Annotated in this window: 14 protein-coding genes and 1 riboswitch; of the genes, 6 read left to right on the top strand and 8 right to left on the bottom strand. The window is 39.3% G+C overall.

Features of this window, described 5'->3' with window-relative positions:
* Window positions 1–43: 43 nt before the first annotated feature.
* From Q7674_RS13835 to Q7674_RS13845, 3 genes are all read right to left on the bottom strand, one after another.
* Complete coding sequence (locus tag Q7674_RS13835) at window positions 44–352, bottom strand: high-potential iron-sulfur protein (protein ID WP_008986889.1); 309 nt, start codon at window positions 350–352, stop codon at window positions 44–46.
* A 277-nt stretch (window positions 353–629) separates the two neighbouring features.
* Window positions 630–2030: an alanine/glycine:cation symporter family protein gene (locus Q7674_RS13840; RefSeq protein WP_045066207.1), complete on the bottom strand. Its 1401-nt coding sequence runs from the start codon at window positions 2028–2030 to the stop codon at window positions 630–632.
* A gap of 77 nt (window positions 2031–2107) precedes the next feature.
* A riboswitch (glycine riboswitch) is annotated at window positions 2108–2200 on the bottom strand.
* A gap of 356 nt (window positions 2201–2556) precedes the next feature.
* The gene (locus Q7674_RS13845) at window positions 2557–3882 is read right to left on the bottom strand and encodes a glycoside hydrolase family 18 protein (protein WP_052671786.1); all 1326 of its coding nucleotides are present in this window, start codon (window positions 3880–3882) and stop codon (window positions 2557–2559) included.
* Between the two features lie 498 nt (window positions 3883–4380).
* Here Q7674_RS13845 and Q7674_RS13850 point away from each other — a divergent pair, with 498 nt between their 5' ends.
* The gene (locus tag Q7674_RS13850) at window positions 4381–5082 is read left to right on the top strand and encodes a response regulator transcription factor (RefSeq protein ID WP_023932537.1); all 702 of its coding nucleotides are present in this window, start codon (window positions 4381–4383) and stop codon (window positions 5080–5082) included.
* Window positions 5083–5171: 89 nt separating this feature from the next.
* The gene (locus tag Q7674_RS13855; protein WP_045066209.1) at window positions 5172–6161 is read left to right on the top strand and encodes a J domain-containing protein; all 990 of its coding nucleotides are present in this window, start codon (window positions 5172–5174) and stop codon (window positions 6159–6161) included.
* Window positions 6162–6260: 99 nt separating this feature from the next.
* On the opposite strand, the gene Q7674_RS13860 is transcribed toward Q7674_RS13855, so the two are convergent.
* Both Q7674_RS13860 and Q7674_RS13865 read right to left on the bottom strand, forming a co-directional pair.
* The gene (locus Q7674_RS13860) at window positions 6261–9353 is read right to left on the bottom strand and encodes an efflux RND transporter permease subunit (RefSeq protein ID WP_201798099.1); all 3093 of its coding nucleotides are present in this window, start codon (window positions 9351–9353) and stop codon (window positions 6261–6263) included.
* Between the two features lie 2 nt (window positions 9354–9355).
* A complete protein-coding gene (locus Q7674_RS13865) occupies window positions 9356–10507 on the bottom strand; it encodes an efflux RND transporter periplasmic adaptor subunit (protein ID WP_045066213.1) in 1152 nt (383 codons plus the stop codon).
* Window positions 10508–10661: 154 nt separating this feature from the next.
* On the opposite strand from Q7674_RS13865, the gene Q7674_RS13870 reads away from it, so the two are divergent.
* The 4 genes from Q7674_RS13870 to Q7674_RS13885 all read left to right on the top strand — a co-directional run bounded on the left by Q7674_RS13870 (window position 10662) and on the right by Q7674_RS13885 (window position 13206).
* Window positions 10662–11249 carry a TetR/AcrR family transcriptional regulator gene (locus Q7674_RS13870; RefSeq protein ID WP_045066214.1) on the top strand — a complete coding sequence of 196 codons (588 nt, stop codon included), beginning with the start codon at window positions 10662–10664 and terminating at the stop codon, window positions 11247–11249.
* 44 nt (window positions 11250–11293) lie between these two features.
* Window positions 11294–11896 carry an HAD family hydrolase gene (locus Q7674_RS13875; RefSeq protein WP_045066215.1) on the top strand — a complete coding sequence of 201 codons (603 nt, stop codon included), beginning with the start codon at window positions 11294–11296 and terminating at the stop codon, window positions 11894–11896.
* A 48-nt stretch (window positions 11897–11944) separates the two neighbouring features.
* A complete protein-coding gene (locus Q7674_RS13880) occupies window positions 11945–12418 on the top strand; it encodes a hypothetical protein (protein WP_080892260.1) in 474 nt (157 codons plus the stop codon).
* A gap of 89 nt (window positions 12419–12507) precedes the next feature.
* Window positions 12508–13206, top strand: a complete 699-nt coding sequence (locus tag Q7674_RS13885; protein WP_305424038.1) for a hypothetical protein — start codon at window positions 12508–12510, stop codon at window positions 13204–13206.
* A gap of 82 nt (window positions 13207–13288) precedes the next feature.
* Here the strand turns inward: Q7674_RS13885 and Q7674_RS13890 are convergent, their stop codons facing one another.
* The 3 genes from Q7674_RS13890 to Q7674_RS13900 all read right to left on the bottom strand — a co-directional run bounded on the left by Q7674_RS13890 (window position 13289) and on the right by Q7674_RS13900 (window position 16076).
* A complete protein-coding gene (locus Q7674_RS13890) occupies window positions 13289–14716 on the bottom strand; it encodes an FUSC family protein (RefSeq protein ID WP_305424039.1) in 1428 nt (475 codons plus the stop codon).
* Between the two features lie 21 nt (window positions 14717–14737).
* Window positions 14738–15226 carry a hypothetical protein gene (locus Q7674_RS13895; protein WP_305424041.1) on the bottom strand — a complete coding sequence of 163 codons (489 nt, stop codon included), beginning with the start codon at window positions 15224–15226 and terminating at the stop codon, window positions 14738–14740.
* A 484-nt stretch (window positions 15227–15710) separates the two neighbouring features.
* Window positions 15711–16076, bottom strand: coding sequence for a hypothetical protein (locus Q7674_RS13900; protein WP_045065193.1), 366 nt, complete (start codon window positions 16074–16076; stop codon window positions 15711–15713).
* Window positions 16077–16268: the final 192 nt, after the last annotated feature.

Here is a 16268-nt window from a genome sequence, read left to right on the forward strand (position 1 = left end):
AGAGACAGTCTTGAAGAGGCCTTTGTTATATTCGATTCTGTCATTATGCAGGCTTTGGCGCGTAAGCGGAACACCAACCTTTACCGTTAACTAATTTACCCGGGAAGATTTTACATGGGCGCCACTCTGCGCTTGCATCACCTTCAATGAGCATACAGTTGTTACAGTTCTTATCACTAAAGCTCGACTCGTTCACGTATTTTAAGGCTTTCGCCTGTGCATCATCGACAGATAAGTGAGGTAGATCTGCAGCTTGTGCAGGTTTAACCAGTAATTTATTACCCACGGTTAAACCAACAATACCACCTACAGTTAACTTCAAAAAGCGTCGACGCGAAGATTGATTTTTCATTTCAATGTCCTTTTCTAAGCACATGAGTTTTTTAACTCATTGAACTTATTAACTATTAAAGTAGGGGATAGTTAATAAGTCATCCATGCGTTATCTAAAATATAGATGAACAATAGATAGAGTTATTTATTAAATCTAAACAGATTACAACAGGAATACGTAGGGTATGTCAAAATAGATGAAATTTATTGTTGTAATTATGGGAAAGTAATTAAACAAAGCTACGGGAGAAATAAGGTAGAAAAAAGCCCCACAATGTGAGGCTTTAGTTTGTTCATTATAACGCTGAGACGGGTTGGCTATTTTCTTTTTCTTGTTTTAACTGGCTGAAAAAAGCTTGGGTTTCAGCGATAACAACGTGGCGTAGTACCACTAAACCAATCAAGTTTGGAATAGCCATTAGACCGTTTACGATGTCTGCAATTACCCAGATCATGTCTAACTGCATGAATGCACCGCCAGCGATCAGAACCAAGAAGAAAATCTTGTATGGTAGAATCGCTTTCACACCAAATAGGTAAGTAATACAACGTTCACCGTAGTAGTTCCAACCTAAAATAGTGGTAAAGGCAAAGAACATTAAGCCAATAGACACCATTAATGGGCCGTAGTAGCTAGAATGTAGACCTTCCGCAAAAGCATGGGTCGTCATTGCTGCACCAGCAAAATCAGAAGACCAAGCACCGGTCACAATTAAAGTTAGACCTGTCATGGTACAAATGATCACAGTATCAAAGAAAGTACCCGTCATTGAGATCAAACCTTGACGAACACAAGAGTCAGTTTGTGCAGCAGCGGCAGCAATAGGTGCACTACCTAAGCCAGATTCATTTGAGAATACACCACGGGCAATACCTGATTGAATAGCGAGCATGATACCCGCACCAACGAAACCACCAGTAGCAGCATGGCCTGTAAATGCCGATTCAATTACAAGGTTAACGGCTTGTGGGATTGCATCATAGTTACTTGCTAATACACTGACACAAGCAATGATGTAGAAACCAGCCATTAGCGGAACAACAGTACTTGCTACACTTGAAATCGACTTAATACCGCCCAGTGTTACGGTTGCAACTAGTACAGTTAAAATAACAACAGTAATTTCTTTAGGTACATTGAATGAAAGGTGCGCTGCATCAACAATAGCATTGGCTTGTGGGAAAGTACCGATACCAAAACACGCAACACCAACTGCAAATAGGGCAAATAATTTCGCTAGCCACTTACTACCTACACCTTTTTCGATGTAGTACATAGGGCCACCAATGATTTGACCATTGCTATCTGTTTCACGATATTTAACCGCTAATAGACACTCGGCATATTTCGTTGCCATACCTAAAAGAGCAGCAAGCCACATCCAAAATAAAGCACCTGGGCCACCTAATTTAATCGCGGTTGCAACACCGACGATATTACCTGTACCTATGGTTGCAGAAAGGGCAGTACATAATGCTGCAAAACTGGATACATCGCCGCTACCGTTGCTATCAGCATCTTTTTTACCACCAAACACGTAGCGTAACGCGAGCGGAAGGTAACGGATTTGGATAAAACCAAGGCGTACAGTTAGGTATAAACCAGTACCAACCAAAAGGATAAGTAGTGGTGGGCCCCAAACAAGGCTGTCAAAAACTTTTAGAAAATTAAAAATTGTGTCATGTAGTGGATTCATTATTCCTCCTTTAAACATCAAAGGAAGAGATATAGAACAACAGAAATGTTGGTCACAGACGGGTATCTGGTGTTGCTCTTATCTCCTCTGTCCTTTTGCCTGAGAGTTTCACCAATACTTGGTTTGCTCCTTCGGCGCTCGATTTAACGAGTCTCTCCAGAGGCTCCTCCAACAACAGTCCATACCTATCGTAAAATTTACGACACGGTGCCTGAAAGATTTACGGCAATAAGATTTGAGGGCTCAAATCATAATGACGCTTACTTCTTCGGCGGGCGTAAGATATACCTTCATGGTAATTTCTCTTGCCGCTCTCCTGCTGTCTTCATCGGAACTCATATTTCGGGATGCAATGTTAGGGCAATGAAATGTGATTGTCAGCAAAAAAATTAAGCAAACAGTAAAAATTGCTCTAAAAGTGAAAAAAATAGGCTGGTGCTGATAATGCAAATAGGTTAGTGGATAAAAAATAAGCTTACTTAAAAGGAATAAGTAAGCTTATCGTTATGGGGAAGGAGTTGCTGGATTAGTTTTTAAAAGAAGTGCTCAATTGTTTGATGAGTTCATGATTGTTATCGGACGTTGCTTCCCAGCCAAAAATACCACCAAGATCATGTTCTTTTACATAATCGATCTTTGCTTGTAATGAGCGCTTGTCTTCATAACTAATGTATTCTTGTTTCTTCTTGCTATAGAGCACTGCAGCTTCCGCTTTTTCATCATAGAAGTATCGATAACCCATACGCTTGTTATTCACTAGGTACTTCATAATGTCGGAGTAATTGAAATAACCGGGATCATCAATATCAGATCCTTTATCAATGCCTCCTTTACTATTTAAACCTTCCAATTTGGCATTAGATACGCTGTTCACTCCTTGCCAGCCACGACCGTAAAAAGGGCTACCAATAATGATTTTTTTACTATCAACCCCTTTTGCTAGTAGGGCTTTTACTTGGTTATCGACTGAAGCGTTATTTGGAGTCGATGACGTGCTATATAGATTACTATGGTGACCGACTGTATTTCCCCAATTACCGAGAAAATCAAAACTCATCAGATAAATTTGGTCGAGATCTTGTGAAACTTGCTTCCAATCAATACCTGGTAATGTTTTTGGACCACCATTGACTGCAGCTGATAGTTGATAACTACGTTGGTTCTCTTTACCAAGTTGATCCAATTGCTGACGTAATTCACTGATTAATTTGGTGTAGGCTAAACGCTCATTATCAATATTATCGTTACCTAAACCAGATAAACCATGGCCGCCAGGATATTCCCAGTCAATTTGGATTCCATCGAAAAAGTTGTATTTATTAATCAGTGCAGCGGCACTTTTGACGAAAGTCTGACGGTATTCATCATTTAATGCCACTGTATGAAAAGGTTCAGATAACGTCCAGCCACCAAAACTCGGTAGAATCGAAAGGTTTGGGTTCTCATCTGATAGGGCTTTGAGTTGCCCGAAGTTTCCTCGGTATCCAACTTTACTAGAGGTCTTGCCACTTAACTTCATTTGTAGTGCAGCATAATTATCGAGAATGATGGCGGTACCAATAGGCTTATTAGCACATTGGGTTTTCATGATCTTTTTGATATTTGCAGGGGAGGAATCAACAGGACCACAGACAGCAAGAAAGGCATAAATGATATGAGAAAGATTATCCACAGGTAGCATATTGGCACTATAAGGTGTTTTGGGAGTGTAAACCTTCCAATCTGGATAATAGGCTGCAACCATATGTGAATGATTATTTTGCTGCTGAGCGAAAACTTGAGATGTAAATAAACAGCTGATGGTGGCAGTTGTAAAAATCGACAAGTAACTACCGAGAGAGATATGACGCATTGATAAATCCCTAATCGCGTAACATAATTTAATATCAAACGGGTATAATATCGTTGAATCGTTTTTATGAGTTATATTAATTGTTATACATTATGATCATGATCACAAAGATAACAGTGATAAACAAATAATATGTAAAATTTTGTATTATAAATATGGTACTTGTTTTTTTTTTGCTACAAATTATTTTAATTGCTTTTAGATTGAATTGTTATGGAATTAAAATTACTAATAACCCAATCGATTTAAAATTAATCAATATTAGTTATTTTCTGGTAAATATAAGCAATATTGTCGAGGTAGAATAAAAACTAAGTCTTATTACTAATTAATAAGACATTTCATTATCACTGGAAAAATTAGTGTTTATAACCATTATTAGCCATATTAATAAGTGTCAGATAGTAATATTTGACGTAATGATAAGGCTATAATGTTTTTTGATAAAGGATGATCATCAAAGAAACCTATTAAGATAGTAACCATACAGGTGATGATGTGATTTGGGTAAATTGTTGTCATAGAGAAAAACATACCAGTACCAAAGATATTCTGTTGCAATACCATAATCTGGTTGATGTATCTCCATTTGAAATATTATTAACGATGACAGGTTTTGAGTTGATATTCATCGAAATACAAGACTCTCAATCTAATGGTTTTAAATTATTGCGCACGATTAAACAGCGTTTTCCTGAAGTTAAAGTTGTCATTGTTTATCATGATCTTGATGCGGAGTTAGCTGTATCTGCGTTACGTGCAGGTGCTGAAGACATATTGTCTAGTAATGCAACAAGGCAGAAGGTTGATGCTTGCTTAACACGTCTTCATACTCATGATGATAATATGATCAATGCTGAAGACATTTCTCAGAGAGAGCTGTCAATTTTGCCTGCGTTAACCATTATCGATAAAGACATAAGTGCACCGCTGCGTGAAGAAGAACTGGCTAGTGCTTGTCAATTCTCTTCAACTTATTTTTCTCGTCTTTTTCATAATATTATGGGTGTAACGCTTAAACAGTACATCATTAAAAAGCGTTTAGATTTAGCTTGTGGTTTACTAAGCTCAGATCAGGAGAAAATCTCAGCAGTAGCGTTATCCGCAGGTTTTAAAGATGTATCCTATTTTTCACGCGTGTTTAAAAAACATATAGGTTGTTCACCGGGTGAATTTCGTGCGAGTCGTCAAAAAAAGTGAATGCAGGCACCACTTTCGGCGCTTAGTGGTTGCCTAAATAGTATCTTCATTGCAGAGTTATTTTACTTACAAAGTAAATAAAGTTAGCAATGACAACATTTCACGATTTGCTTGGTACAACTGAGCATACGACTCCTAGCGAGATCAAAAAGCGCTATAAATTATTATCTCATCGTTTGCATCCTGACAAATTAGGTTCGGGAGCATTAATGCAACTGGTCACATTAGCTTACAATGAAATATTACAGGGTAACGGTAATAAAATATGTGAATCTGTTGTCAGTGAAAAGCTGGTATTAACGAAAAAATATGCTCAGAAGTTAAAGCAAGAGTTGGAAAGTCAACGCACAAAGAGTATCGACTTAGAGCAACAAATCTTAGATTTAAGAAAATCATTAAATAAAGAGAAGAATGAAAATAAAAATCTAACTGAACAACTTAAAAATGAAGCAGCCAAAACGCTAGTTCATGATATTTCTCCGGCTGAGATAAATAGATCTGAGAAATTACCTCGATTTAAATATGGCATCGTTTATTCCTCAATTCTTTTAAATATATTACTGGCTGTTTTAGTAATTACACTATTTAATGCTCAATCAACACCATTAGTTGATGAAAGTAATACCAATGATGTTTTAGTCAATACAGTAGAGCAACCACAGCCAAAGTTGATAGAACGAAAACAAGTTAAAGTAGCTAAACCTGCAAAAGAAAAAACAGCGATAGAGGTGATTAATATTGAATTAACCAACAGTATTAATCAATGGGAATTACCTAGATTAACAGCAAATAAACCCTACATCGCAATACGAAATAAGGCGGGTTCATACATAGTGTCGAGTTGTGATAAACGATTTTATTATTACGCTAATTTAACGCAACAACGTGCGCATTTGCCGCCTAATTTAGCTTTTATTAAGCATTATCATAACTTTGCTGTTTATCATATTGGTTATGGAATAGGCTCTCAAAAAGATCATTGGCTGAATAGTCAAAGTATTAAAGTTAACCGTGAATACTTCTCTAATGTGAACTTTGAGCAGATGCAGCAAGCGCTAAAAACTCGTTGTGTGATTTAAAAAGAATGAGTGTTTATGAGCACACAATTCATAGAGCACTTAACAAAAATTTAAGCCCAATGGTGTACCAATAAAAGGTAAACACCATTGGGCTTTTGTTTACGCCGTTTTTAATTGTGTGGTAGCAATTGCTTTACGCTTCATGAGCAAAGTAAAAGCTGCAGGTACAAAGTAGAAAGAAAGCAGGGTAGTTAATACTGTACCGCCTGCAATAGTGACAGCAAACGGAGGCCAAAAACCACCGCCTTCTAACATCAGTGGAATAAAACCGCCGACAGTGGTTATTGTGGTCGAGGTAATATGTCGTGTACAACTCATTACCGCAGTGTGAATCGCTGTTTGATCACCGCTAAGTGCATTAGGATCGGCTTTTAATTCAGATAAGATCACAATGGCGGCGTTAATAGCCAAGCCGATCAAACCAAGCAGTCCGATGATCACGGTAAAGCCGAAAGGATAGTTAAATAACCAGACGGATAGCAAGCCTAACCCTGATGCCATAAAGCCCACAGTAAAGATGATCAAACTTAATCTAAATGAATTAAATGAAATCACCACGACCATGATCATTAAGGTAAACACCATAGATAAGTTAGCAATCAAGTTACCGACTGATTTATTACGCTCAGCAGATTCACCACCAATTTCGACTGAATAACCAGCAGGTAAGGTTTTGGTATATTGATCCAGTTTTGCTTGAAATTGATTTAATGCAGTTTGTGGTAAAACGCCTGCTTTTAAATAACCTTCGATAACATTGATCCGCTGCCCGTTTCGGTGGGGAATAGCGCCACGAGTTGGTGTTAGTGACAGCGATGCCAATGATGAAATCGGAACTCCTGAAAATTGCTCGCTATTGTTGCCATTCATTACGGGAATATGCAGGTTTGCTAAGTGAGTCATATTCTCACGAGCCTGGTTATCGACACGGACTCGGATTGGAATGGCTTCCGCGCCTTCAATGATGTTGCCGTTAGTAATACCAATCAGCGAAGCTTGCAGTAAATTAGCAATATCCGTGAGTTGTAGCCCACTTAATTGACTGGCTTGCTCGTTTACATCAACACGAACTTTAGGTAAGCCAGAAAGCAGTGTTTCTCGGGTATGGGTAACATTAGGTGTGCTTGCCATCAGTAAGCGAATATCTTCTCCAATAGTCTTTAGCCTATCTAGATTATTACCATATAGACGTACTTCAAGAGGGGCATTAAATGGAGGCCCTTGTTCTAATTTTCGCACTAAGATCTGTGCTTCTGGAATAGTTTGATCCAACTGTTGCTGTAGTTTAGGGATTAATTTATTGGCTACTTTAAAGTCCACCGCTTTGATCATAGCTTGAGCAAAGTTAGGTGTGCCTTGCTGACTTGCAAGCATGTTGTAGTAAAACGATGGAAAGTTAGTACCAATCAGCCAATTCACTTGCTCGATATCTGCGTGTTCAGCCAAGATCTTATCAATCTTTTGTGTTGTTTGTTTTGTCGCATCAATGCTCGCTTGAGGTGGTAAAAACACCTGAATTTCAAACATGTCACGATCAGAAGGTGGGAAAAATTGCTCGGTAAGCTGAGAAGCACTCCACATCCCGACAAATGGCAGAATCGACATTAACCCTACTGTGAGTAGTGGACGCTTAATGGCAAATTGTACCGTATGACCAAATTGCTTTGCTAACCACGGTAGGGTTAATCCAGTTTGATACCAAGCATGATTGTTACTTTGTTGTGGTAACCAACGAGCAGCAAACCCAGCGACTAAGGTATGGGCGATAATGTATGAGCCGATCAGTGAGAAAGAAACGGTGAGTGCAATGGCGCCAACAAATTCACCAGCAGGGCCGGGCATGAGGAAAATAGGCGCAAAGGCAAGTACGGTTGTTAGTGTTGAGCCTAATAGTGGGATCCAAAGATGATGAATGGCTTTTAATGCCGATTCTAAACGCTTCATCCCTTTTTGACGATAATGCTGAATGGTATCAACCATGACAATGGCATTATCCACCATGATCCCCAGTGCCACGATTAAACCCGTCACTGACATTTGGTTCATTGGTAAGCCAGTAAAGTGCATTAAGGTTAAAGTAAACAAACAGGTTAATGGCAGAGACAGTGCGACAATAACCGCTGAACGTATCCCCAAGGTAATAAATAAAACAGCTAATATCAGTGCAAAGCCAAGTAATAGGTTAGATGCTAGATCGGATAAACGTGTTTGGGTGTAGCCTTGCTGTTCAAAGATATGATTGAGTTTAATATTACTCGGTAGTTCGTGTTCAAATTGAGTCAGAAATTGATTAACACGCTCAGTCCATTGATCGACACGTAAATGAGGCTGCATGCGTGCTGCCACAATCACCGCAGGCTTTCCATCAATAACGGCTATTTCAGCAGCAGGATTGGTTTGCTGTCTGCTGATGGTGGCAATATTTTCTAAACGAACAAGATGACCATTATTATCAATAGTAATGGGGACTTGTCGAATACGATCTAATGAATCGAGAGAGTCTGCAATTTCGAGGCTAAAACGGTTTTGTCCGTTAACTAACTCACCAGCGGCATTTTTAGCGTCTGCGCCTTGAATAGCTGAGGAAATAGAAATAGCTGAGCCACCTAGCGCACTGACCGCAACAGGATCAATTTTAACTACTATTTCTTCTTCTGGTAGCCCGTATTCATCTACAAATTCAGTACCATTTAATGTACGTAGACGGTTTGCCAACTCGATAGCGTAACGTCGGAGCGTTAACAAATCGGTTGCTGAATTACCTTGCCAAGTTAGTGCGGTGATCACCGTAAAAGCATAGGAATGATCGCTGTCGAGATCAGGAACAGAGGTGCCTTTGGGTAATTGCGGGGTGACATCAGATAGCTTATCTCTGACATCAGACCAAACTGGCTCAGAATCCGTTACGTTATCTTTTAGCTCAAGACTTACCAGTGATACACCGGGACGAGAGACAGAAGTAATGTTATTAATGTCATCGAGTTCTCGAAGTTTATTCTCAATCTTTTCTGTGACGAGTGCTTCAACGCGCTCTGCTGTTGCACCTGGGTAATGGGTAATAATGGAAGCATTTCGATTGTTAATGATCGGATCTTCAGCGCGAGGCAGAGTTGATAGCGCTGATAAACCACTGACGATCAGCAATGCCACCGCTAACGCTAATAAACGGGTATTAGAAAGTATACGTTTCATATTTATACCCCGTTATCGTTAGAATTTGTCGGGTTTGTTGCCGTTTTTTGCTTTGGGGCGATTTGTGGCTTTATGGTGACGATTTGCCCTGGCACTAAGCGGTGTAACCCATTAGCAATGATTTGCTCACCATTTTGAACCGCACCTTTAATAAAGGCTTTATCGTTAGCGGCATACAGTAATTGTACCGAGCGACGTTCCACTTCAGGGCCAGCACCATTTTCAGTAACAGCAAAGATATTCCATGTGCCACGAATACCATCAGTTAATGCTGATAACGGTACCCAAAAGCCAGATTGTGATTGGGTATCATCGTAATTAAGGTAGGCAAGTTCGCCATTGATCACCTTGGCATCAGCAGGAAGTGAAAAACGGAAATTAATAGCACGGTTATTTAAACCAACGGTTGCGCCTGGATTTAATAATTTGACAGGATAAGCATGTTTACCAACGCGCACAGTCCATTGTTTTTGTGCCAAGACGCCAGAGACTTTATCTATCGGGATCCCGATATGAACTTCTTTATTGTTGTTAGCTAATAAAGTTACGGTAGGGGAACCTGCGTTAACGACATCCCCATATGAAATATGACGGGCACTGATTACACCATTGTAGGGGGCAACAATGGTTGATTTCACTAATCGCAATTGGTTGGCTGCAAGGGTTGCGGAAAGTTGGCGAATGCTAGCTTTTAGCTCTTTACGTTGGCTAGTGAGGTTGTCAATTTCTGAAGCAGCACTAAAGCCTTTCGCTTTAAGTGATTTCTGACGTTTGAGGTTGGTATTTACTAATTCTAACTGTGCTGATATTTGTGCTTGCTGTGCACGTAATTGATCAGCTTCAGTGGCTAGCAATTGGGTATCGAGGGTTAATAGTGGATCGCCTTTTTTAACGGTATCGCCCACATCTACATAAATAGTGTCAATCTTGCCATTAAGTTCAAAGCCTAAGTTAGCTTGTTGTCCTGCTTGAACAAAGCCAACATATTCACGCTCAATCGCAAAATTATCTTGCTGCTTGAGTTGATGTGTATTGACGCTAAGTATCTGCGGAATTTCAGAATTTTCATTTTTTTCTGAAGAGTCACACCCAGTGACAAGGGTCGTGCTAAAGATCACATATAACGCTAAAGATGGTTTGGTTATCCATTGCATTGCTAGCTATCCTAATATTAAACTAGACTCTGTAGTCCATATGATTAAAAAGTATACTAAGTAAACTGGACTGTCTAGTTTGATTTTGGTTTATTCATAAAAAATTAGCAATAAAATACTTGTAGGTGATCGAGTGTTAACACCAAGAAGTCAGATGAAGAGGCAACAAATTTTAGATGCCGCCACTAAGTTGTTTATCCAGTATGGTTACGCCATAACGATGGATAGCATTGCGGTAGAAGCAAATGTGTCAAAGCAGACGGTATATGCCCATTTCAAAACCAAAGATGAGCTGTTTGATACCTGTATTCGTGCTAAATGCATGGAAAGCCAGTGCGAACATATCTTGCTCAATGATGATCGTGATACACGTACGGTACTGTGTGGGTTTGCGAAACGTTTTCAAGAAATTTTACTTTCAGAAGAGGCGATTGTGACGTATAGAACAGCGATCCGTCAGTTAGAGACGCATCCTGATCTAGCGAAAGTGTATGTTTCCGCAGGCCCTCAAACCACCATAGCTATGCTGGCTGAGTATTTAACGGCGAAACAAGCGCAAGGTGAAATTGCATTTTCTATTTCAGCGAAAGATGCTGCAATGCAATTATTATTAATGCTACATGGTCGTATCGTCTTTTTAGCTCAATTAGGTCAACCTTGTGATATGAGCAGTCAAGAAAATGAAGCTTATATTGAAAGTTGTGTAGACTTGTTCCTTAATGGCTATAGTGTCAAAAAGTAACATCGTAACGCAGCATAATACTAAGAAAAGAGGGAGTCAGTAAGATGGATTTAAAGCGATATAAAGCGGTTATCTTTGATATGGATGGCACGCTGATAGATTCAATGCCAGCACATATTGATGCTTGGCAGACGACATGTGAAGCCCACGGTATTCCTGTTGATCGTGATTGGTTTTATACCATGGGTGGTTCGCCAACGCTCAATACCGCTAAAGCCTTGATTGAGAAATACCAGCTTGATAAGGATCCTGTGTATTTAGCAGAATCTAAATTGCGCAACTTTGATGATATTAAACAAAAAGGTGAAGTCATTACTGGAACCTTTGAGATTTTAAAACAAGCAAAAGCATTGGGTATGCCATCGGCTATTGGTACAGGTTGTCAACGTCGACACGCATTAGAGATCTTAACTGCAGCAGGCTTAATGCCATTGCTAGATGAAATTGTGACTGCCAATGAAGTGACACAACATAAACCATTCCCAGAAACGTTTTTACAAGCCGCAGAAAAGTTAGGGGTTGCAGCCAAAGATTGCGTGGTATTTGAAGATACCGAGTTAGGTTGCCAAGCAGCTAAGGCGGCAGGAATGGATTGTTACTTAGTCGCTGATGGGGAAATTACAGCATTTCGTCCGGCAAATATTTAGTGTTATCTCAATATCAGTTATCCTTGCGCACCGTTTAGCTTAATTCCAATGATTATGACCAATAAAAAATCACACTCTCCGCGTGCGCATCACCAACCTCATCCGAATAAAGGCCAGCCTTACACTATTTCTGAAACGCGTTTTTGGTGTCAGCGTTTGGCGAAAACCACAATCCGAGCCTTACATATTTTAGGTGTTGCCGCATCGAGTGCGGGGTTTATTTTTGCGGTAGAGAAGTCATTGTGGATCAACTGGTGGATCTTAGCCATGATGAGCGGTATCACTATGATGTCATTGGAAATTTATCGTTCAAAGCTTTGGCTTATCCAACTTAAAGGCGTGCTTACGTTTGTGAAGTTATTGATGTTGCTGTCGATTGTTTGGTTACCTGCACAACAAGCACATATTTATATTGCGGTGATCATCCTTTCTGTCTTTATTGCTCATGGTCCGGCAGGACTTCGCCATTATTCTATTTGGCATCGTAAACGTATTGACGAGAAAAAGTCTTTAAATGGTTAAATACTCGGTAGCTATTAGCCAACCGTAAAAGCAAGGATACAAAATAGCGATTACACTAAGAGTGGTAACACAGTTATAGATAAGGATGAATGATGGATAAACGCCAAATTGTATTTTTGTCTATTGTACTGACTGTTATCGCTCTGGTTGTTTTTGCGCTTTATGAAGAAAAAATCAAACCTAAGCAAGCAACGCTAGATCAATTAGTCACCGAATATATTCTTGCTAAAGGTGAAACGCTTCCTCAAAACACAGAAAATGAACCTGCTTATTTATCAGGGCTGGCTGATCTTGATAACAATGGAAAACAAGAAATCTTCATTTTGATGCAAATAGATAAATATTGCGATAAACAACAGTGCAATGCATATCTATTTGATGATAAAGATAAAGTTATCGCCAAGTGGAAAAATATTCAACGTCCAGTCTTACTCGGTAACGATACAACAGACGGCTGGAAAAATATTATTCTCACTACTAATGATCAAATGCACATCATTAAGCATAATAAAACGCAATATAACCAAGATATGAGCAAAGCGCCGATATATGATGACAAAGATCATGCCTTTGAAGCGGTAGGACTTGCTATTGATAGCGACTATTACCAAAAAGATGGTACTAATTTAGAACTAGATTACTCCCAGCCTATATTTGATTGTCAAAGCTGTTATTTATTTAGTTATGAGAAATTTAATGATGACGCCAGCCAGCTTTATTATTTATCGGTCGATGTGGCAACGAAGCGAGTTCGCACAGTGGAAGCCAGCACGATTAGCGATAAGTAATGCTAGTGACGATTAACGATAGGAAAAACAAAAGGGCGATGTGTTTACTTTAGAGTATAGAGTAAACACATCGCTCTTATTGCTATTTCAGCACATAGGCTTGCTGGTGGAATATCCAATCTTCTAACTGTCTTATATCGTTTTCAATTAATGAACAAAGCATATCTGTAGGATGCTCAAAATCATGATCTATATCAGGCTTAGCTAATTGTTCATAACGTTGTGGAAAGTGTTTCACAATCCAAGACAGTTGCTTAATCCACTTTTGACTAAATTGACTATCTTCTTTTGAATATATCCCTAACTTTGTTGCCAATAATAGAGAGTCATTTAAACGGCGTAAGATGATCAGTAAACTGCGCCAGTCTTGCGATGTTCTAGGGCTTAAATTCGGCTCTTTTAACAAGTTAAAGATTTCATTTTTTAGGGTGTAGTAATTATCTTGCACCTTATAAAGATTAAGCTTTTGTTCAAAGAGTGGTTTATCTAGCACTGTCACATACAAGATCTGAGAGCGCATCATGCGTGTAATGTATTGATCAAGCCATCGCATTGTCCAGCTAGGGGCAATGAAATAGTTGATAGAAAACGCAATCGTGACACCAAAGAGGGTATCAATAATACGATAGAAGGTGATTAGCGTGTTGTCGGGTGACAATAAGCTAATGGCAAACACAATCATCGATGTTAACCAGAATACATGAATGTCGTAGCGTTCTTTATGATAAGTCGTAAAGGCGAAAAACACTGAAATACTGGTGAGTATGATCAGGTGCTGATGGGGCGCTAAATATAAGCATACAAAGCTATATAAACCGCCTAGCGCAGTACCATAAAAGCGATGCCACATACGGTGGTTAGTCACACCCATTGAAGAGGTAAGTAACACAATAAAGGCGGTTAACGAAATCCAGTAGCCTTGTGGGATCTTATAGAAAATGGTTAAAAATTGCGTGATTGCTAAGGTTAGTGCAATTTTTCCACCATGACGCCATTCTTTTGATTTTATATTTAATGCACGTTTGAAATTACGTAAAAACGATTTGGTATCTGAGGTAAATAAGTAAATGTTTTTACTGTAATCCAGTGGCGAAAAGTTAGAGAAGTTATAACAACGCTTTAGTTGCTCTAATAAATCAACAATATATTGGTTGTTCTTATGTTCATTAACATCAAAAACCGCAGTAATTTGTTGTTGATGTTTCAATTCGAAAGCCGCTTGTTCAATCCACGAAAATAATCGCTCTCGCGTTGTTTCTTGCAAACGGAAACTTAAGATACGTTCAAGGCTAATAATATATTCAGCCACTTCCAAGGAGCGTTGTAACTCCATACGTATTTGCTCAGTACGCTTTGCTGAAGTGATGGAGTTACTGTAATAAGCGACTTTATGGGCACACTGGTAAAAATGCTGTCTTTTATCTTCCAGTGCCGATTCATCATCCGTTAAACGTAACGTATCTAGCCAATCAGCCAGAGACGTAGTGACTGACTGAATATGGCATTGCAATATACGGCCTTTGAAGAATGACTATAGCATCAAAGATGTGAACATAACGCTAAGTGCAGCAAATAAGTTCGCAAATAGAATGATCAGAAAGGGGTTGTCGGCACTGGCAAAGTGGATCGACATAATATAGGTAAAGCCGAAGTTATAGCCAAACAAGCGAATGTGCGGTCGTTGATTCGACATTAAACCATAGACAATCGCAATCGAGCACAACGTCAATGAGCTTAGCCATATATTGTCATACACGCTATAGGCTAAATAGGTAGATCCTGCAGTGAAGATGGTTGATAAAGAAAGAATTTGTAAGCGTTTTAAATAAGGCAGATCACGCCCTTGTACGCCTAATAACCATGCGGTGATCAGTCCTGAAATGCCCGCAGCAGTGAATCCGAAAAAGTAAAACAGCCCAAGTGACATCACCATCGGGATCGTGATGCGAATAGAGTCGGGGATATCTGCCGCGTTAGAAAACCAGCGAGACCAAATTAAGCGAAGAGAATACTTTTTCATTATTGATAGCAAGAACGCGAGCAAAGCAGATACAACTAAGAATAGCGGGTAATGTATTTGCTGTGGGTATATTAGTGTTGCGTAATGTATGCCTATAAATCACAACTGACAAGTAGATTTATATGATAAATAGAATTTATTATTTCTTAACGAAGATTAGGTAAAGATATATACCCAAGTGACTTCTAGATGCCTGATTCAGAGCGAGGTCACTGAGTTGAATTCAAGGAAGACAACGAAGCGGAATAGCGGGCTCTTTCCAAGTTGTTTGACGCAGGAAGTCGGCTCAGTGACACGCTCCCAAAGGGCGAGCGTCCTTAGCTCTCAGACTTTGTTAGCGATTCTCAATGTAGAACCACTATATCTTCGAATCGTTGCCGCGCCTGAGAACTAAGGTCGTCTCGCTGAACATAGCATCTTGAAGTTACGAGGGTATAAACAATGAAGGGTTATACAGCCCAAATAATGAGCTGTATAAAAAGAATTAAGCTGATTGTAGCAGTAGTTGACCAAGATAATTCATGGTGAAAGCCGCATCTTGCGCTGCTGTATTGACTTTTTTGATGTATTTTTCTGCACGCTCAGGATCATCTTTCAGGCTTAGCTTGATCTTATTGACCATTTGCTCTGCCATTTCAGTTTTCTGCTTACAGTCATTAAACAGCGCTGAAATGAAAGAAATCTCAATTTCTCCGCCTTTTGCGAATAACTCAGCTGCAATGTTGTAAACCGTATGGAATTTATTAGCAGCGTCTTTCTTGCCGTCTTGAACTTCGGTCGCCCATTCGGTTGACCATGTTTTAAAAATGGCGGCAATCTGTGGGTTAGCGGTGATTTTGATTTGTTGCATTTTTCAATTCCTAGCGTTATTCGATGAGGCATAGTAATTCAGCTTAATGGTGGATTAAAGCCTTTCTTAAAGAAAACAAATAGCCGTAGTTAATTACGCTGTCATTTGCGGTTTTCTTAATCATTTTTATGGTTGAAAAGCCAAATATAATAGATTTAGTTCACATTATTGATTTGAAGTTGCACTTTATTG

This window comes from Photobacterium leiognathi (genome assembly GCF_030685535.1).
GTDB lineage: Bacteria > Pseudomonadota > Gammaproteobacteria > Enterobacterales > Vibrionaceae > Photobacterium > Photobacterium leiognathi.